The sequence below is a fragment of the Paenibacillus sp. FSL H7-0943 genome, from assembly GCF_037963265.1.
Lineage (GTDB): Bacteria > Bacillota > Bacilli > Paenibacillales > Paenibacillaceae > Paenibacillus_AQ > Paenibacillus_AQ odorifer.
On record NZ_CP150148.1, the window covers coordinates 2,639,656 to 2,657,704 of the forward strand.

Here is an 18,049-nt window from a genome sequence, read left to right on the forward strand (position 1 = left end):
ATTCACATGTAGTGAACAGGCTACGAATGAGGTGATTCTAATTAGCAAAATGAAAATGGCGACTGCCTTAATTGCGGGATTGTTGCTTCTGCCGGGAATGGCTATGGGTGCATCAGCCCCCGTTACTATGACTCACGTTAATGGAGAACTGCTATCGGCTATGCCCAAGCCAGCTCCGGAGTCTAGGCACATTATATTACCTTCTGCAATTCAAGCGTCAGAGCTATACGGGTTCGGATTACAGCATCGGAATGCCTCGATTCAATATTCGATCTTCTCTAAAGATTTCAAAAAGATTATGTATCCGCGGTTTGTCGAACTAAACTGGGTGACGGGTGTCTCCAGCCCTTGGATCACGAACTACGAGGTCACTAAAGAAACGATAATTAACAAGAACTCAGAGGTCATAGAAATGCGTTTGGATACTGCGACTTCAAGTGGACCAGCACCTTCTATACTTTTGACAATTTCACTTGTGCAAGAGAAAAATAGCTGGGTGATTACCGGAGTGACATCGGACCCCGAGCTGCCGCGTGGCGGATTGCCTAGGAAGTAGGTTAGTTATGGATAGGAAAAAGAGCAAGCGTAGTAGGGGGTTCCCATATGCTTGCTCTTTTTTTGATTCGAAAGCACATCGTTCAGTCCACGTGGTCTGTTTCTCCAAATGATCAGTGACAATGTTCGGCCCAGGGTGGCAATGCCAACTCAGCGTCACAAATCATCAGTGGCAATGTTCAGCCCAGAGTGACAATACCAACTTAGCGTCACAAATCATCAGCCTACGTTGCTGATTACTTAAGAGACAGCGCTTCAGACATCGTTACGGACCGTATTGCAGCTATTTTGGCATTATGATCGTTCTGGCGAGAGTTTCGGACTGTATGGCTCTTATTCCCCTAAAATCACGCATTATAGGAGTACATTTGGGCGAATAGCTGCATCTGAGTCCGATAGCAAGGCTAAATCGCCGAAATTATGAAAATAAGAGCTCCTCGGTCCGATCACCGCCAAACTCTAGTGTATTTAGAGTCGTAATGTTCAGTTCAGCGTGGCAATGCCAGTTCAGAGTGGCAAGGCTAACTCAGAGTGACAATGCCAGCTCAAAGTAGCAAGGCTAACTCAGCGTGGTAATGTTCAGCTCAGAGTGGCAAGGCCAGCTCAGCGTGACAATGCCTGCTCAGCGTCACAAATCATCAGCCTACGTTGGTGATTAATTAAGAAACCTCGCTTCAGACATCGTTACGGACCGTATTGCAGCTATTTTGGCATTATGATCGTTCTGGCGAGAGTTTCGGACTGTATGGCTCTTATTCCCCTGAAATCACGCATTATAGGAGTACATTTGGGTGAATAGCTGCATCTGAGTCCGATAGCATGGCTAATTCGCCGAAATTATGAAAATAAGGGCTCCTCGGTCCGATCACCGCCAAGCTCTAGTGTATTTAGAGTGGCAATGTTCAGCTCAGAGTGACAATGCCAGCTCAAAGTGGCAAGGCCAACTCAGCGTCACAAATCATCAGAGACAATGTTCAGCCCAGGGTGACAATGCCAGCTCGCGTCACAAATGATCAGCCTACGTTGGTGATTACTTAAGAGACAGCGCTTCAGACATCGTTACGGACCGTATTGCAGCTATTTTGGCATTATGATCGTTCTGGCGAGAGTTTCGGACTGTATGGCTCTTATTCCCCTAAAATCACGCATTATAGGGGTACATTTGGGCGAATAGTTGCATCTGAGTCCGATAGCATGGCTAAATCGCTGAAATTATGAAAATAAGAGCTCCTCGGTCCGATCACCGCCAAGCTCTAGTATATTTAGAGTGACAATGCCAGCTCAAAGTGGCAAGGCTATCTCAGAGTGACATAGCTCAGCTCACATCGCATAGCTCAGCTTACATCACAAAGCGCAACTGGAGCCATCAGCCCAACTCGCATCGCATAGCCCAACTCACATCACATAGCTCAGCTCAATCACCGGCTCAGCGCCAAAAACCCCAGCTCAAGCCACAACAGCTACCTAGACTATCCAGCTGTTAAACGACTAATCTCTTCCCGCCTTCACCATTAATTCCGCCAGCATTTTGGGTTCGGTTCGAACGGTGGTCATGTGATCTCCTTTGCCCTCGATGAAGCGGAAGACGCCTAAATGACTAGATTGTGTAGGGTGGAATCCGTATGGACCTTGCGGTATCGCGGTGTCCTCCGTTAGATAAAGGTAACTTTTAGGGATCTGGAGACTGTAAAATTTCTTGAGATCAAGCTTTTCGAAAAGTGGACTTGCTGGCTCAGGAGGAGCTTGTTTGTAAAAAGCTTGCGCTTCCGCAAGACTGGCGGTGTTGACGAATGTATCCCGGAAAAGAGGGAAAGGGAGCGTTATGGTGTTATTGCCGGAAGTATCTCTCAGCTGTTCAAAGTACTTCAGCGAATCAGCTGGAAATTGGTCCGCCACACTTTGCCCATCCAGTGGTACGAAGGCGTCGAAGAATACCAGACGTTTGATTCGATCCGGTACTTCCTGAGAGACGGTTTGGATCACCGAACCACCAAAGCTATGTCCGAGCAGAATGATATCCTTTAAGTCTTTTTGCTTGATATAGTCGACAACAGACTGTGTGATTTGCGCATGCGTTACATTATTGTTTTTGTCCCCGCCATGTCCGGCATATTCCGGAGTATAGACGGTGTGTCCTAAGCTGCGAAGTGCGGCGGCCGTTTGATCCCAAAAACCAGCAGTAGCCCAAGACCCATGAACTAGAACGAATGTAAGAGGCGCTTGTTTCGCTGCTGTTTTGTTATTGGCGGCCTCAACTGTGGAGCTAAGATTCATAGGGTGGAAACCCATAATTGTAAAGACAGTGATACATAAAGCTAACACTATTTTTGTGCGAAACGATTTCATACTGTGCCTCCTATGTGGGGTGAGAGTGTAATACTTAGAGGATGCCCCGTTTAGAAAAGAAAGATGAATTTTTATCAGGAGTAGTGAATCTCCGCACCTAGGCATAGGCAAACGCATATCTTGTGTTTAGGGAAAGCAAAAATTTATAGCAACAGAAAGGTAGGAAAAAAAGTGACTTCATACATGGACTATACGTCCCCCAATACAGAGTTTACTTTTGATGTGAACACTAATACACTTTTTAAAAAAGATGCCAACAACTTCATTAACTTGCTGTCGGTTAAACAATTGAATACGCTCGAGAACATATCACTGCTGGATATTTTTCTTAGCAAATCAAATGTGGTTGAACCTCATTATCATCAAAATGCTGCAGAGCTTGTATATTGTATCTGCGGTTCAGCGGTAGTGTCTTTAATCAATCCGTTCACAAATGAACTTCTGCATTTTCCGATTTGTCCGGGTCAAGTGGCAAATGTGCCGCAAGGCTGGTGGCATTATGAGATAGCTACTGTCGACAATACACATCTGCTCGCGATTTTTGACGCACCTATTCCTGAGGTTATCTTAGGTTCGGATATTCTTAGCAAAACCCCGGCAAATGTATTAGCCCATACTTACTGCTTAAATGAAGCTAAGGTAAAAGAAGCTTTAGCTCCAATCAAGCCTGGAACCTTCATCGGCCCTCCTGCTGACTGCTGCGAAGAAGATAAAGTAATGGGCAGCAGCAATATGGCTCCTAATATGGCTCCAAATATGCATCCTAATATGCAGCCAAATATGAATCCATACGCTCATATGCAGGCACAACCCATCCCGATATCTTCACAAATGCCTCCAGCTACACAAGCCTTTAATTATCAGCCATACCCGATGCAAGGGTACTATACGCAGGGTTATGATCAGCATTATCGCCAACAACCCTATGTACAGCAGCAGCCGCATTACCAGTATCCGAATAACCAAGAGTAAACTAAAAAAACCTCCCGGAACTCTAGATTCCGGGAGGTTTCGTTGTTAAACCTAGGATAAACGGACAAGTACTCTTCCTCTAAGGTTTCCTTGTAGAATATCTTCCAATGCTTGCGGTAGCTCGGTTAACGTGACTTCACGATCCACGAGGTTCTCCAGCTGACTTGGCTTCAGATCGCTCGCCATCCGTTTCCAAGCCTTCTGGCGAAGGTCTGCAGGACATTCAACGGAATCTATGCCGAGAAGGTTAACACCCCGAAGAATGAACGGAAGTACTGTAGTTGGAACTGAAGTGCCTCCGGTTAAGCCACTTGCAGCTACAGAACCTCTGTAGGTGATTTTACTCAAAACTGCGGCAAGGGTGTCACCACCCACCGAATCTACTGCGCCTTGCCATAATTGTTTGTCCAAGGGTTTGCTGGCGCCGCCAATGACCTCTTCACGTGAAATCACGTCTTCGGCTCCTATACCTCTAAGGTAATCGGTAGCTTCGGCGTTACCTGTGCTTGCCACTACGCTATACCCTTTTGCGCCAAGCATGGCAATAGCAGATCCACCTACACCGCCGGTAGCGCCTGTTACAAGTACTTTGCCTTTGTCCGGGGAAACGTCATGATCTTCCAGGGCCAGTATGGATAAGGCGGCTGTCAGTCCTGCAGTACCGTAGATCATAGCTTCTTTAAGCGTCAGGCCTTCGGGAAGAGGAGTGATCCAACCTGCGGGAATACGAGCGTATTCGCTAAAGCCACCAAAGTGTGATACGCCAACACCATATCCTGTCGCAATGACTTGCTGCCCTTTATGAAACCGTTCGTCTGTGGAAGATACCACAATACCGGATAAATCTATCCCTGGAATAAAGGGATATGTTCTTAGAATTTTACCGTTTGGAATACTGGCTAAACCGTCTTTATAGTTTACACTGGAGTAAGCAACCTTAATTACAACCTCTCCAGCTGGCAGATCCTCTAGGGTAACCGGTTTAACAGCTACGGAGAAGGATGATTCTGTTTTGTCGACAACTAACGCTTGAAATGATTCTGTCATAAGTGTGAGCTCCTTCAACTACGTTATAGGTAAGACATGTATATAATATTTATTCTGCCCGGTCAACTAGTGATTGTCTATGATATAGCGCAATTGTTTATTAAGGTTCCGTTAAATCACGTGATAGAGGGTGAAGCTTATGAAATGGAAAAATTTAAGGGTTACAGTCTTAGTGGGTATCACATTAGTCTCACTTGGTTTTAATGGATATTCTTTTTATAACAAGCCACCAAAAGAGACTAACCCAACTACCAAGGAGCTAGTTCAAACTATGGGTGAGATTTCAATCCAATCTAACTCTGAGAGCGGAGTGCAGGGTGAGAGTGTGGAGGAACTGAAAAAAATTATTTATAAGTTACCGCAAGTGGAGAAAAAATTAGCTTTTATAAAGGGCGTTATCACAGAAGGGAATACGGTTTATCTGGATCTGGATGAGGTGGAATGGTTCGGTGGAGCGGCGGCAGAAATTGCAGCTAAAGAAGATGGTGTACTAGAACCCGAATCATTGCCTAATGGATTCTATATCCGAAACGCAAGCGAAGAAATTAAGCGGGTTAAGCTGGAGCCTGATGTAACTATAGCTGAACTAAACGGGGCGAGACATCAGCAAGTGGACTATACGAGTTTTATTAGCGAAGAGCTAATGGATAGATTATTCCATCTGACATTTGTAGAAGGTAAGGTTGTTTTGCTAGAAGAGCAGTACAGACCTTAGTGAAGGAGAACAACTAGAAAGGGCCAGTGGAGAAAAGAAATCGGGAGGATGCTCTACAACATGCAGAAAAGGTAATGAAGAGTAGAAGAGCTTACGGTTTGTTTATGCTTACATACACTTAAGATTATGATGAATTTTATTTTTATGGGAAAAATGGCTCTGTGCCCGTAGCTGTCATACCTGATGTATTTGGGTCGGGTGCGGATGGGAATACTGTAAGAAGAAAAATTTTTCGTTGATCTAGTTAATAGGCGGAAGATATGTTTAAATGGGAAAGTATAGTATTTTTTAAATAATAGGATTGAAGAAAGAGAGGCTAATTCATGTCGATTGCGACTACAATGATTATCAGGCTCGAAATTCGGAAATCGGTTGCATCTTTTGGCGATGTTGCTTCAGGAATTGCCGCAGCTGGCGGAGATATTGTTGCTATTGACGTGATACGTGCAGGGAAGGATGTCACTACCCGAGATATAACAGTGAATGTGCAAGACGCAGCTAATGGAGATATTATCTCAATATTATCGAAGATGCCGGGAATTAAAATAATCAACGTGTCGGATCGGACATTTCTGGCTCATCTTGGCGGAAAAATCGAAATCACACCTAAAATGCCGATTAAAAATCGGGAGGATTTATCCTTAGTGTATACGCCGGGGGTAGCCCGGGTATGTACGGCGATTGCTGAAGATCCCAGAAAAGCTTATTCTCTGACGATGAAAAGAAATACAGTTGCAGTCGTTTCGGACGGCACTGCTGTGCTTGGACTAGGGGATATCGGGCCGGAAGCCGCTATGCCTGTCATGGAAGGTAAGGCGATGCTGTTTAAGCAATTGGCGAACATTGATGCTTTTCCGCTGTGCTTAAATACCAAAGATCCGGATGAAATTATCAATATCGTAAAAGCAGTTTCTCCTGGCTTTGGAGGGATAAACTTAGAGGATATAAGTTCGCCACGCTGCTTTGAAATCGAACGCCGGCTTGTGGAAGAACTGGACATTCCGGTATTTCATGATGATCAGCATGGAACATCCGTGGTGGCTTTTGCAGGACTTTTGAATGCGCTTAAAGTTGTAAATAAATCTATTGAAAATGCACGGATTGTTGTTGTGGGTATTGGGGCGGCTGGGGTGTCCATATGTAATCTGCTGCTGGCAGCGGGCGCGCGTTATATTTATGCGGTTGATCGTGAAGGCGTTCTCAGAAAAGATCTCCAATATGATAATCCGGAATGGCAGAAGCTTGCTGCCGCAACCAATCCTGAGGGAATTGAGGGGGGAATAACGGAGGTTATACGAGGGGCAGATGTCTTTATTGGGGTGTCCCGTGGGGGAATTCTAACCGTGGATCATCTCAAAAGTATGGCCAGTGATAACATCGTTTTTGCGATGGCTAATCCTACACCGGAGATTGAACCGGATTTGGCAGAACCTTTTGTTCGTGTCCTAGCGACAGGCAGAAGTGATTATCCGAACCAGATCAACAATGTGTTATGTTTTCCGGGTATTTTCCGTGGCGCACTTGATTGCCGGGCTAGAACTGTGAATCTGGAAATGAAGCTGGCTGCGGCAAAAGCCATTGCATCGGTCGTTCATCCGGATGAACTCAATGAGCAATATATCATCCCAAGTATTTTTAACGAAAAAGTAGTTGAACAGGTGCGCCTGGCAGTAATCCAAGCAGCTATATCCACGGATGCAGCACGCCGGATTCCTAAAGACGTAGCAGCTATAACGGAATAAGATCTATACGATAAATGGACTGCTTTGCTTACTTAGAGAGCAGTCTATTTGTTTTTATACTTGGAGGAAAATTGCCCGAATTGCAACTTTAAATCCACTTAAAGGTGAGGGAGTGTATGAGAAGAATTCATATTATGGGAGCCTCAGGCGTAGGAACGAGTACTTTAGGTTACGAATTAGCTAAAGTGTTGCCACATGTCCAGTTAGACAGTGACGACTATTTTTGGGAGCATAAATTCACTAAGCAGCGTGAGGTCAATGCGCGATTAGCGAAACTTACAAGCGATTTGACCCATAAGGAGCCTTGGATTTTAAGCGGTGCGGTATGTGGCTGGGGAGATGGCCTTCGACCATTATTCGATTTGGTTATTTTTCTAGGACTTCCACCGGAAATTCGTTTAGATAGATTAAGAGCCAGAGAGTACGAGAGATATGGTGATCATATTTTGCCTGGAGGAAGTAAATACGAAGCATATCAGACCTTTATGGAGTGGGCGGCATTATATGATGTTGCTGGAGTTGAAGTCAGGAGCAAAGTGCTGCATGAGGAATGGATGTCCACACTGGAATGTCCTATTTTACGAATAGAGGAAGATTTATCGGTTGGAGAGCGCGTTGAGATCGTGCTGAGATATTTACAAATGGTATAGGAGGAACTTTTGGTCGGCGGAATATATTCAACAGGCTACAGAAGAAGTCAGCAATAATATTGAGGGAGTCAAAGGTGAGTTGAAGTCCGTACATTCTGGGATTGGTGCGTTTGAGCGAGAGGATTCTATCATCAAAGTGGTAGTAGAGTGGGATGGACAGAAAGATGAATTCGAGTTGAAGGAAGTTTGGAATTATGGGCATTACTCTTTATGAAGGTATTGACGCAGCAGTTGATCCAAAGAGGTTATAATGGAAAGCGTATATCTCATCCACGGAATGGTGGACTATATGTGTATGAGCAGGGCTGTTAATTTAAAAGAAAGCAGGATGAACAATCATGGTTGTTATTAAAGAAATAGAAATGGAATCTCTTCCTGAACTGGGGAATTTATATCAAGAGCTGATGAATAAACCGTCTGACCTTAATAGGCTTGAAGAAGTATTTAAAGGGGTCAAGGCGGATAACCGCTACATCCTGTTGGGTGCTTTTGTAGAAGGAGAGTTACTAGGGTCTTTGATGGGGATCGTGTGTCAGGACTTAGTGGGGGACTGCAAACCGTTTATGGTGATTGAGAATGTGGTGGTTTCAGTGCGGGCACGCCGTCAAGGCGTTGGCAAAAAACTTATGAACGCCATTGAACAAGCGGCCCGGGAAAGAGACTGCTATTATATCATTTTAGTCTCCGGTGAGCAGCGGAAGGAAGCGCATGTGTTCTATGAATCGTTAGGTTATAGAGATGAAAAGGTGGAGGGATACCGAAAACATTTAAGCTCCCATTAAAAAGCACACAACTTTCTAGGAGGTTTTTAACCTGCATACATTTTTTAAATATAACTGGATGGTCCGTGAACAATGGTATGAGTGGTGTGGAGATATTTCTGAGGAGGAGCTGCTCGCAACACGTATAGGTGGTGTAGGCAGTATTCTTAAGACGCTTTTTCACATTGTTGATGTGGAGTGGAGCTGGATTCAAGTATTGCAAGGAAAGCCGGATTTCCAAGAGGATTTTGAGCGGTACAAGACTTTGCAGCAAGTACGAGAATTGGATGCAAAATTCCACACAGAGGTGGAACCCTTTGTAACGGCTTGGCATGAGGGGCTGGAGCAGAGGATTTTTGAGGATCACCTTCCGGATGGCAGGATCGTGACCGATGCCTGGGGTGAGGTAATGCGCCATGTGATTGCTCATGAGATTCATCATGTCGGGCAATTATCGGTCTGGGCTAGAGAGATCGGAAAACCGCCGGTTTCAGCTAATCTGATTGGCAAAGGGCTGATAAACAGCCTACCTGGCAAAGCATAGACAAGCTATTCAGCGTATATTCAGATTCATATTTTACAATCTCCTTGAACTGCGAAAACATAAATCTGTACTTCAAGGAGGATTACACATGGTGAAGAAGAAAAATTTGCTGAGAAAGTTCATGGCAGCTACACTAAGTCTTGCTATCGTCTCAACGGCGTTTGGTGTTGCTGGAAACACGCCCGTAGTTAGTGCGGCGGATGCAGGTGTAACGAAAGCGTATGAATCCCTGTTCGCGGGTGACAGAATCATTGATGTTAAAGTAACGATTGATGATGCGGATTGGAAAAGTATATTAGCAAGTCCCCTCGAAAAAGAATACAAAAAAGTTAAGGTTGAAGTTGACGGGAATGTTGTTGAAAATGTTGGATTTTCTACTAAAGGGAATCTGACGTTAAAATCGGTAGCCAGTATGACAGACTCGGACAGATACAGCTTCCGGCTGAAATTTGATAAATATGATAAGAAGCAAACGTTACTTGGTCTTGATAAAATGGTACTGAACAATAATTTCTCGGACCCTTCGTATATTCGTGAATATTTACATTACGAAGCGCTTCGTTCTGTTGGTGTGGATGCACCTTTGACTGTGTTCACCAATCTGTATATCAACGGAGAATTATATGGTTTTTATGTAGGTGTGGAAGCAATAGATGACAGCTACTTAGAACGTACCTATGGAGAAAATTATGACGATGGTGTTCTGTATGATACAGAAGAAAAAAGTTATCTGCAGTACAAAGAAGGCAGTGACTACGAAACGATAACTTATGATACAGGTAAAGAAGATGATAAAGCTTCGTTAAAGAACTTCATCAAGGTGCTGAATGAGATGCCTGCCGGTGAGAAGGGTTCTATTGAAAGTGTGCTAGATGTGGATTCGGCACTGAAGTATATTGCCGCTAATGCTGTATTGGGTAACTATGACAGCTATAACGGGGATAAAGGTCATAATTATATGTTGTACGGGGATGCATCCGGTAAATTTAGTGTACTTCCATGGGATATGAACATGTCCTTTAACGGGTATTCTGGTGGCGGAGGCGGCAGAACAGGGACAACAGATACAACAGCTGCTGCGGGCACAACTTCTACTTCGGCAACAACCCTTGCAGCCAATACCAACGCAGTAACTGCATCAATTGATAATCCAACGCTTGGGATAAGTTTAGATCAGGTCCCAATGATTGCTAATCTGTTGGAAGTGCCTGAATATAAGACTAAATACCTGAAATATGTATCTGAGCTGGTTGATTATTTGGAAGGAATTCAGAGCAGAATTACTGAATTGGCTACCTTAATCAAACCTTACGTTCAAGCAGACCCAACCAAATTTTATACCATGGAACAATTTGAAAGTAATGTTACTTATTCAGCAACAGGTGAAATGGGTGGTAGTGGAGGAATGACTCCGCCAGCTGGGATGGAAGGCATGACTCCTCCTGAAGGGATGGAGGGTATGACACCACCGGATGGAACGACACCGCCAGCACGTCCTGATAATACAGCGACTGCGACTGATGGTAATCCTACACCTCCAACAGGTAACGCTGGAGGCGGGGGACAAGGTATGGGCACAATGGCTGCAGGTTCGATTATGACCTTTGCGCTGAACAGACTCGCTAATCTGCAAGGCCAGCTAGGACTTAACGTCACACCTCTTCCCTCTGTAACTACAACACCATCAACAACGAATCCGAACACGACGGGCACTAAGGGAATATCCGTACTTTTAAACGGAACAGCGGTCAGCTTTGCAGATCAGCTTCCTGTGAATAAGGATGGCCGGGTGCTGGTGCCAGTGAATGCAATCTTTAATGCTCTGGGTGCTACAGTAACCATGGATCAAACGACTAAGAAAATCACCGCAGTAAAAGACAATACAACGATCGTAATGGCCATTGGCAGCAAGACTGCTTACATCAATGGCAAAGCACTCACACTCGACGTTCCTCCGCAAATTATCGGAAATCGGACACTGGTTCCGGTAAGATTTATTTCCGAGGGATTGAATATGGATGTGAAGTGGGATGCAGGGACTTCTACAGTTACAGCTACGACTAAAACAGCAGCTTAATAATTAGCTTTATCGCGTATGCGGAAATCCGGGGCAAGCTCTGGATTTCCGCATTTTTTATTTCAAGCAGATCAATTCGTGCTGCTAGAGAGCAGTGGCGGAAACCAGACATGACGAAGATCGACCCAACCCTGGCTATTGAAGCTAACCCCGCGGACAGAGGGGAGATAAGCTGTCTGAGTCGGCTTTTCATACAAAATATGTAGGTGGTGCTCTTTAATCAGACGGTTCTCGATGATACTGAAACTTTCCGCTCGGGCCACCGGATTAGGTTCGCGCGCGATGGTATATAACCAGCCTTCAATATCCGCTCTAGTGTGCGGTTCAATATGCTTAGAGAGTGTGAGGTATAGATCAAACAAACGAAGTTGTTCATCCTCGTCACGGAATAATGAGAAAACAATCAGGTCTGATTCCAGCCGAATCGGACCTTTAAATTCCTCTGGAGACACGGAAATGACATTGCATTTATAACCTTGTTGCTCTAGTCTAGTGGCAATAAAATCAGCATCGCCAGCATATTGTGGAATCGTAGAGATTTGCAACGTGATTTCTTGATCTTTTATCGCTTCTTGCTCGATGGACGCTGAATCGTCTTTTAAACAGGAGACTATTTTTGCCCGAAGCAGGGGATCGCTTAGCGGTCCCTTTTTTTGCGTATTGCAGGTGACGAATTTCCGAATGGAAGACTCCGAATGAATTCGGCTCCAGGTCGAAGAACTGGCGGATGAGGGATTCTGAATCACGTGAAAAGCAGAACCCGTATCAGAGGATGACGTTTCGGTATCCCACGGGACATAAAGGATTTCAACCCGATCTAAATGAGCCCGTCCTTGAAAATAATAAGGAAAAACCTCCAGCACACAAGTGTCCTCGGTCATATCCACAACCTTAAAGGGGCCAGTCCCCACGGGTCTACGGCCAAAGCTCTGCTCATCCATTCCTTCTAAATCACGCGGTACAATTGCGGCTCTGCTCGTACACAAAAATGGTAGAAATAGTTCATTAGGCTGCTTAAGCGTAATTTGAACGGTAGATGGATTTAATGCGGTGACCCGCTGGATTTCTTTGAAAATATAGCTATAGAGTGTCCGTTTAGAGGTTTGCATCAACCGTCCCAGGGAATAGACTACATCCTTGGCTGTCAGCACTTTTCCATGATGGAATAACACCTCTTTGCGTAGAAAAAAAGTCCAGAGCGTCCGGCTCTCATCGACTTCCCAGGCGTGAGCCAGACAGGGAACAATTTTGTCCTGTTCACCACTTCGTTTCACTAACCCGTCGAAAACATGGCTGGAAACAAATGACTCTGCCAGCAAATTCATATAGAGCGGATCGAAGGTATGGAGTTGCTGGGTAATAGGCAGCCGGAGAGTATCAATTTGCTTGTCACTACGAATTTCAGAATGATGCCCAAAATAGGTCAGCAGCCAACCCTGCAGTGTATCCTGCAGTGAGGTGGAGCTGGCATGGGTTTTGATACCTTCTATAGCGTTGTGGACATCTTTGCGGCTAATCGCCTGCATCATGGATTGAAGGGCAATTTCTTCGGAGGGAACAAGAAATTGCAGCAAAGAGCGGCTTCCCCGCCCACGCTTAGGCGTCCATTTGATCCATTCCTGCAACATCATTTTATTCACAATATGCAGGGCATTGCGGTGTGTACAGCCGAAAATCAATGCCAACTCATCCATCGTCACTGAGATTTCTGTGGCTCCCCCAAAATGAGATTGCAGCTTTAAAAATTGGCTATGCAGCTTCATTGTTTTGGTTCCTTTCGGAAAATAGGAAATTATAAATAAATTCTTTCTCTTTTTTTTCTTATTTTATCACGTAAAATAAGGATGAGAAAGTAAGAAAATGGGGGTAATTACCATGACCGAGGAAATGGAAACGGAAACGGGACTTAGGCTTAATCGATCGCTTGCTGCTTTGCTTGCGGCGTTCTTACTGGCAATAGTTCATCAGTATTTATTTTATGGAAAGCTGGCGGGCCTATCGTATCCAATCTTTGTGTGTCTGTTCTATGCGTTCATGCTTTATTATGCCAAGGCTAAAATCCGCAAGCTCAACAAATTCAGTTACTTCTGGTTTGGAGCGATATTTCTACTTTCATTAACCTATTTATTCTTTCATAATTTTTTCTTCTTTGGGCTGAACCTGCTGGTGATCCCGGTGTTGATTTTATTACATATGACTTATTTGCTTAGTGATAAACGGCCGGCTTGGAGCCGGCTTGGATTAGTGGGGAACACGCTGGAGCATGTGCTTCCACAGAATTTCCGCCATTGGAGCACTGTGTTTACGATCATTAAAAGGACTGGCGGCAGTAAAATGAAGGACGAGCGTAAGCAGGTTATGGGGAAAGTGCTGATAGGACTTGCGATCTCTTTTCCAATATTGCTGGTTGTGGTTACTCTGCTGTCCTCAGCGGACGGAGTGTTTCATCATGTACTGCTGGCACTGCCGAATGTGCTGGATCAGATTTCATTTGGGGAAGGTTTTGTGCGGGTGCTGTGGATTATCCTACTGGGCATGGGCTTGTTCGGCTTAGTGTGGGGGTATGTGAATTCGAAAATCTATGACTGGAATATGCAGCCTAAGGAATATGGTCCAGTGCTGGCGCCTGTAAGCTTTAAAATGGATCCGATAATTATGACGACGATTCTTATAGCCATTAACACGGTATATGTATTGTTTGTTTTCGTACAGTTTTCTTACTTGTTTGGAGCATGGGAAGGGATTTTACCAGAGGGCAGCTCATATGCTGATTACGCACGTAGTGGATTTTTTGAGCTGATTATGGTGGCTGCGATTAATTTCGTGATTTTGCTGCTGGCTTTGGTGTCGGAAGGAAAAAGAAGTGGAGGGCTGCAAAAATTTATTAATGTTCTGCTCTACATTCTGGTTGGTTGCTCGACAGTTATGCTATATTCCGCCTATACCCGTCTGACTCTTTATGAAGAGGTGTATGGCTATACCACGACTCGGTTTTTAGTGCATGCATTTATGATATTTATGGGCTTATTGTTGGTGGTTGCAGCCTTACGGATAGCTGTTCAGCGTGTGCCATTGGCGAAATGTTATATTGTGCTGGGCTTGATCTCCTACGTCGTCATGAACTATATCGGGATGGATGTTATTATCGCTAATAAAAATATGGATCGTTATGCGGCAAGTGGTAAATTGGATGCCAATTATTTGGTCCGTTTATCTCCGGAGGTCATCCCTTCTCTGATAAAGTTTAGTGAACAGGAAGATGGGATGTTGGATGATTTTTTAAAGAATGAATGGAGAGAACTCAATAAGCGTGAGCAGGCATGGCAGTCGTTTAATTTCCCGCAATATCTGGCGCAGCGTGAGCTGGCTGAATATTTTGCACAGTAAAGGTAAGAAGAAGGTGTGAGGTCAGTGAGGAAGAAGCCATTTAAAAGAGGCTGGTCATTTATCATCATTTTTATTACGGTAGGTTTAAGTTACGGGATCTATCATATCTATTTATACAATGCGCCCAAACAAAATCATTACTCGCGTGTTTCCAGCACCCATCTTGAACAGGAAAGTCTGGGCGGCATTCAGCTGCTTCAAAGCCTTGATTCAATCGCTAGGGAACCTAAGCCAAATAATGATATAGAGCGGTATCAGTATTACGATCTGGGTCACGAGACAACAATAGCCACAGCACGTGGTGATGATAAGATCATTCTAATCAGCGTCTATTCCGATCATACGATGAGTACGGCAAGAGATATTCATATTGGAGCTTCAGCAGACGAAGTGATCAAGGCTTATGGCACTTCTTATTATAAAAGAGGGGAGCAAGGGGCTGAGATTATCGGATACGTGGATAAAATCAACCATCGGAGTATTGAATTTTGGCTGCAGGATCAGAAGGTAGATATGATTCGTTATTGTGTGGATTCTGTTGTAATGTAAAGTGTCATAGGAAAACCTTATTAAAAAGGACATATGTCCTTTTTTTGTGGGGTATTCTAAATTACACTGGAGCAAACAATAGAGGGGGCACTACATGCAGACGATAAATGACCGTGAGGCTGTCCGTGCCTTGGCAGTGAAGAACGGTCTGGACGGAATATTTAGCCCGCTGGTAACGCATAAAATGGAGTTGAGACGTTACGCGGATGAAGAAAAGCTGTGTTTGGTTGGCGATCAATTGGATGGGATGTTCATATTGGTTGAGGGCAAGCTCAAAATTCAGACCTTGCTGCCAAATGGCAAATCTATGCTGGTGCGGTTTACAAATCCGATATCTGTGATTGGGGATGTAGAGCTCCTTCACCGGTTCCCTGTTAAGAATCAAGTGGAGTCTGTGGGTGAGAGCTTGATTCTTTTTGCAGGGAGAAGACTACTCCTGAGAGAGCTTGAGGAAAATACAGCGTTGTTACGTTTTCTCGTCGGAGAACTTAGTCACAAATTGCATACGCTCGGTCAAGCCTCCGCACTTAACCTGTTGTATCCTGTGGAGAATCGATTTGCCAGTTATTTAATGTCTTTGTTCGCAGATAAAAACGGTGACCGGCGAGTGGAGGAGATTCGGACCTCAAGTCTTATTGAGACAGCAGAATTGCTTGGCACAAGCTATCGGCATCTAAATCGAATCGTACGTCGTTTTATTGATGAAGGAATCATTACACGAAATCGTGGACGCTTAAGCGTACTGGATGAATCGAAGCTGGCAGAGCTGGCTAACGGAAATTTATACGAATAAAAAGATCTCAAAAGACCATTAGTTCCTGCCCTCGGCCGGAAATAGGGGTCTTTTTGTTTTTTTAAGCAAACATTCAGTTCAAATTCAGAGAGGCTTAAGGGAGAGCTAGTAGGATAAAAGTACCAAATAGACCTACATACATATAGAGATGAGGAAAACCGATGGTGAAAAGTATCCGTGGGAAAATAGTCTTAGGATTTACTGCTGTGATCATAGTCTTTCTAGTGGCGATAGCCGGAAACACATTGTTTCAGGGGAAGGTTACCCAATTGACAGATCAGGTTAATCGTAACTGGGACAAGCTGTCACTTGTTCAAGGCTTAACGGATAAGATTCGTACCGCAGATGAGCTGGGTGCTCGTTATGTGATGAGTAACACAGATGATGAGCGGAATTCCTATCTGGCGCAGTATGAAGAAATGCTCCCATTGATTGAAAATGCTATTACAGAGCTGGAGAATGCCCGATTAAGTGAAGCTGAGTTAAAGGGTGTAGCTGAGCTGAAGAGCAAATGGAATGATTATTTAATCGTTCTGAAGGAAGCTTTTGCCTTAGCTAAGGAAGGCAACTTCCCGGAAGCCCAGAAGAAATTCACGAACCTGTCATTAGACGCTATGATTGAATCTCAGATTGTGTTTCAGAACATGCTCATGGAGGAAATAGAGAATGGACAAAGCCTGGCAAATTCGCATCGTAACAACGCTTTGATTACTAGCTTTGGTGTGACTGGATTGTCGGTAGTGCTCGCGGTGATCCTTGCGCTGCTAATTTCTGGACGGATTATTAAACCGCTTCGTGATGTGAACACTCAGTTGAAGGAAATTGCAGATGGGGATGCCGATCTTACGCGCAAATTAAGTGTTCGTTCTAAAGATGAGATTGGTGAACTGGCGTTTAACTTTAATAAAATGACAGATAATCTGGGCACGATGATTGAACAGGTGAAGTTATCGGCGAATAGTCTCGCGAATTCCTCTACAAAGCTTAGGTCAGATAGTGGAGTGACGGCAGGCGCCACAGAACGAATATCGGATATTATGGGTGAAGTCGCTTCCGGAACAGCCAGACAGATGAATGATTTGCAGACCAATACAATTACAATCTCAGAAATATCACTAGGAATCGGTCAAATTGCTGCCAGTGTCCAGGACATCTCGGAAGCCTCCCATCGCTCTGCGGCATTTGCCATTACAGGAGATGAATCCCTTCAGGCCGCAGGACAGCAAATGGAATCGATTAATCGTTCCATACAATCTTTATCACAGCAAGTCCAAGGTTTTGTGAATCGATCCCAAGAGATTGGCAGTATTGTAGGAGTCATAAAAGGAATCGCTTCGCAGACGAATATGCTGGCCCTAAATGCGACGATTGAGGCAGCTCGTGCTGGTGAACAAGGTAGAGGTTTCGCTGTGGTTGCCGATCAGGTCCGTAAGCTGGCAGAGCAGTCCGCGGAATCCGCCAATCAAATTGCAGAAATGGCGACTGGGATCCAAAGTGAAGCAGATGATGCCATGAAGGTGATGATGAGCAGCATGCGTGAAGTAAAGGGAGGTACGGAGATTATCGAGGAAGCGGGACGTTCCTTCGGTGAGATTCGATTATCTATAGATTCACTCGCCGAACAGGTTCAGGAAGTATCTGGAGCCGTGGAGGAGATTACGGCGGCTGCGGATGAGATTGTAGAGTCAATTCGTAACGTTACGCAAATCTCGGAAACAACCGCTGCGAGTACTCAGCATGTGTCAGCAGCCTCACAAGAGCAAATGGCTTCAGTCGAACAAATTGCATCCTCTGCGAGTGAATTAAGTACAATGGCGCATGGACTGCAAGGGTTGGTAGCTAGATTTAATGTATAACACGAAGCTTCGGAGAGTTAAGGGGCAATATAGTCCCCTTGACCTCTCTGTGGCT

Annotated in this window: 16 protein-coding genes; 13 read left to right on the plus strand and 3 right to left on the minus strand. The window is 44.6% G+C overall.

The genetic code is table 11. The features are described from left to right. Positions 1 to 49 precede the first annotated feature (49 nt). Entirely contained in the window at positions 50 to 556 is a 507-nt protein-coding gene (locus tag NSQ55_RS11295) for a hypothetical protein (RefSeq protein ID WP_339173344.1), read from the plus strand. Positions 557 to 2,043: 1,487 nt separating this feature from the next. On the opposite strand, the gene NSQ55_RS11300 is transcribed toward NSQ55_RS11295, so the two are convergent. After that, a complete protein-coding gene (locus tag NSQ55_RS11300; RefSeq protein WP_339173346.1) occupies positions 2,044 to 2,901 on the minus strand; it encodes an alpha/beta hydrolase in 858 nt (285 codons plus the stop codon). A gap of 183 nt (positions 2,902 to 3,084) precedes the next feature. Here NSQ55_RS11300 and NSQ55_RS11305 point away from each other — a divergent pair, with 183 nt between their 5' ends. Continuing rightward, complete coding sequence (locus tag NSQ55_RS11305) at positions 3,085 to 3,873, plus strand: cupin domain-containing protein (RefSeq protein WP_339173349.1); 789 nt, start codon at positions 3,085 to 3,087, stop codon at positions 3,871 to 3,873. A 51-nt stretch (positions 3,874 to 3,924) separates the two neighbouring features. On the opposite strand, the gene NSQ55_RS11310 is transcribed toward NSQ55_RS11305, so the two are convergent. Continuing rightward, a complete protein-coding gene (locus NSQ55_RS11310; RefSeq protein ID WP_076187339.1) occupies positions 3,925 to 4,920 on the minus strand; it encodes an acryloyl-CoA reductase in 996 nt (331 codons plus the stop codon). A 139-nt stretch (positions 4,921 to 5,059) separates the two neighbouring features. Here NSQ55_RS11310 and NSQ55_RS11315 point away from each other — a divergent pair, with 139 nt between their 5' ends. The 7 genes from NSQ55_RS11315 (at position 5,060) to NSQ55_RS11345 (ending at position 11,409) form a co-directional block, all read left to right on the plus strand. Beyond that, the gene (locus NSQ55_RS11315; RefSeq protein ID WP_339173351.1) at positions 5,060 to 5,635 is read left to right on the plus strand and encodes a hypothetical protein; all 576 of its coding nucleotides are present in this window, start codon (positions 5,060 to 5,062) and stop codon (positions 5,633 to 5,635) included. 323 nt (positions 5,636 to 5,958) lie between these two features. Further along, complete coding sequence (locus NSQ55_RS11320; RefSeq protein ID WP_339173353.1) at positions 5,959 to 7,377, plus strand: NAD-dependent malic enzyme; 1,419 nt, start codon at positions 5,959 to 5,961, stop codon at positions 7,375 to 7,377. Positions 7,378 to 7,493: 116 nt separating this feature from the next. Then, on the plus strand, positions 7,494 to 8,027 hold the full coding sequence (locus NSQ55_RS11325) for an AAA family ATPase (RefSeq protein WP_339173356.1): 534 nt from the start codon (positions 7,494 to 7,496) through the stop codon (positions 8,025 to 8,027). Positions 8,028 to 8,106: 79 nt separating this feature from the next. Then, positions 8,107 to 8,241, plus strand: coding sequence for a hypothetical protein (locus tag NSQ55_RS11330; protein ID WP_256715869.1), 135 nt, complete (start codon positions 8,107 to 8,109; stop codon positions 8,239 to 8,241). Between the two features lie 124 nt (positions 8,242 to 8,365). Continuing rightward, on the plus strand, positions 8,366 to 8,809 hold the full coding sequence (locus NSQ55_RS11335) for a GNAT family N-acetyltransferase (protein ID WP_339173359.1): 444 nt from the start codon (positions 8,366 to 8,368) through the stop codon (positions 8,807 to 8,809). Positions 8,810 to 8,840: 31 nt separating this feature from the next. Continuing rightward, a complete protein-coding gene (locus tag NSQ55_RS11340; protein ID WP_076187349.1) occupies positions 8,841 to 9,332 on the plus strand; it encodes a DinB family protein in 492 nt (163 codons plus the stop codon). An 88-nt stretch (positions 9,333 to 9,420) separates the two neighbouring features. Next, positions 9,421 to 11,409: a CotH kinase family protein gene (locus tag NSQ55_RS11345; RefSeq protein ID WP_076148115.1), complete on the plus strand. Its 1,989-nt coding sequence runs from the start codon at positions 9,421 to 9,423 to the stop codon at positions 11,407 to 11,409. Positions 11,410 to 11,480: 71 nt separating this feature from the next. Here the strand turns inward: NSQ55_RS11345 and NSQ55_RS11350 are convergent, their stop codons facing one another. Beyond that, the gene (locus tag NSQ55_RS11350) at positions 11,481 to 13,172 is read right to left on the minus strand and encodes an ABC transporter substrate-binding protein (protein WP_339173362.1); all 1,692 of its coding nucleotides are present in this window, start codon (positions 13,170 to 13,172) and stop codon (positions 11,481 to 11,483) included. 112 nt (positions 13,173 to 13,284) lie between these two features. Here NSQ55_RS11350 and NSQ55_RS11355 point away from each other — a divergent pair, with 112 nt between their 5' ends. The 4 genes from NSQ55_RS11355 (at position 13,285) to NSQ55_RS11370 (ending at position 17,994) form a co-directional block, all read left to right on the plus strand. Continuing rightward, complete coding sequence (locus NSQ55_RS11355; RefSeq protein ID WP_339173365.1) at positions 13,285 to 14,796, plus strand: DUF4173 domain-containing protein; 1,512 nt, start codon at positions 13,285 to 13,287, stop codon at positions 14,794 to 14,796. 24 nt (positions 14,797 to 14,820) lie between these two features. Then, positions 14,821 to 15,345 (plus strand): hypothetical protein, encoded by a 525-nt coding sequence (locus tag NSQ55_RS11360; protein WP_076130648.1) that lies wholly within the window; start codon positions 14,821 to 14,823, stop codon positions 15,343 to 15,345. A 94-nt stretch (positions 15,346 to 15,439) separates the two neighbouring features. After that, positions 15,440 to 16,138 (plus strand): cyclic nucleotide-binding domain-containing protein, encoded by a 699-nt coding sequence (locus tag NSQ55_RS11365; RefSeq protein ID WP_036683474.1) that lies wholly within the window; start codon positions 15,440 to 15,442, stop codon positions 16,136 to 16,138. Positions 16,139 to 16,299: 161 nt separating this feature from the next. Next, on the plus strand, positions 16,300 to 17,994 hold the full coding sequence (locus NSQ55_RS11370) for a methyl-accepting chemotaxis protein (protein WP_339173368.1): 1,695 nt from the start codon (positions 16,300 to 16,302) through the stop codon (positions 17,992 to 17,994). Positions 17,995 to 18,049: the final 55 nt, after the last annotated feature.

Excerpts from the sequence above, each read along its gene's own strand:
- NSQ55_RS11295 (WP_339173344.1), top strand. The coding sequence starts at position 50 with ATGAAAATGGCGACTGCCTTAATTGCGGGATTGTTGCTTCTGCCGGGA.
- NSQ55_RS11300 (WP_339173346.1), bottom strand. The coding sequence starts at position 2,901 with ATGAAATCGTTTCGCACAAAAATAGTGTTAGCTTTATGTATCACTGTC.
- NSQ55_RS11305 (WP_339173349.1), top strand. The coding sequence starts at position 3,085 with ATGGACTATACGTCCCCCAATACAGAGTTTACTTTTGATGTGAACACT.
- NSQ55_RS11310 (WP_076187339.1), bottom strand. The coding sequence starts at position 4,920 with ATGACAGAATCATTTCAAGCGTTAGTTGTCGACAAAACAGAATCATCC.
- NSQ55_RS11315 (WP_339173351.1), top strand. The coding sequence starts at position 5,060 with ATGAAATGGAAAAATTTAAGGGTTACAGTCTTAGTGGGTATCACATTA.
- NSQ55_RS11320 (WP_339173353.1), top strand. The coding sequence starts at position 5,959 with ATGTCGATTGCGACTACAATGATTATCAGGCTCGAAATTCGGAAATCG.
- NSQ55_RS11325 (WP_339173356.1), top strand. The coding sequence starts at position 7,494 with ATGAGAAGAATTCATATTATGGGAGCCTCAGGCGTAGGAACGAGTACT.
- NSQ55_RS11335 (WP_339173359.1), top strand. The coding sequence starts at position 8,366 with ATGGTTGTTATTAAAGAAATAGAAATGGAATCTCTTCCTGAACTGGGG.
- NSQ55_RS11345 (WP_076148115.1), top strand. The coding sequence starts at position 9,421 with ATGGTGAAGAAGAAAAATTTGCTGAGAAAGTTCATGGCAGCTACACTA.
- NSQ55_RS11350 (WP_339173362.1), bottom strand. The coding sequence starts at position 13,172 with ATGAAGCTGCATAGCCAATTTTTAAAGCTGCAATCTCATTTTGGGGGA.
- NSQ55_RS11355 (WP_339173365.1), top strand. The coding sequence starts at position 13,285 with ATGACCGAGGAAATGGAAACGGAAACGGGACTTAGGCTTAATCGATCG.
- NSQ55_RS11365 (WP_036683474.1), top strand. The coding sequence starts at position 15,440 with ATGCAGACGATAAATGACCGTGAGGCTGTCCGTGCCTTGGCAGTGAAG.
- NSQ55_RS11370 (WP_339173368.1), top strand. The coding sequence starts at position 16,300 with ATGGTGAAAAGTATCCGTGGGAAAATAGTCTTAGGATTTACTGCTGTG.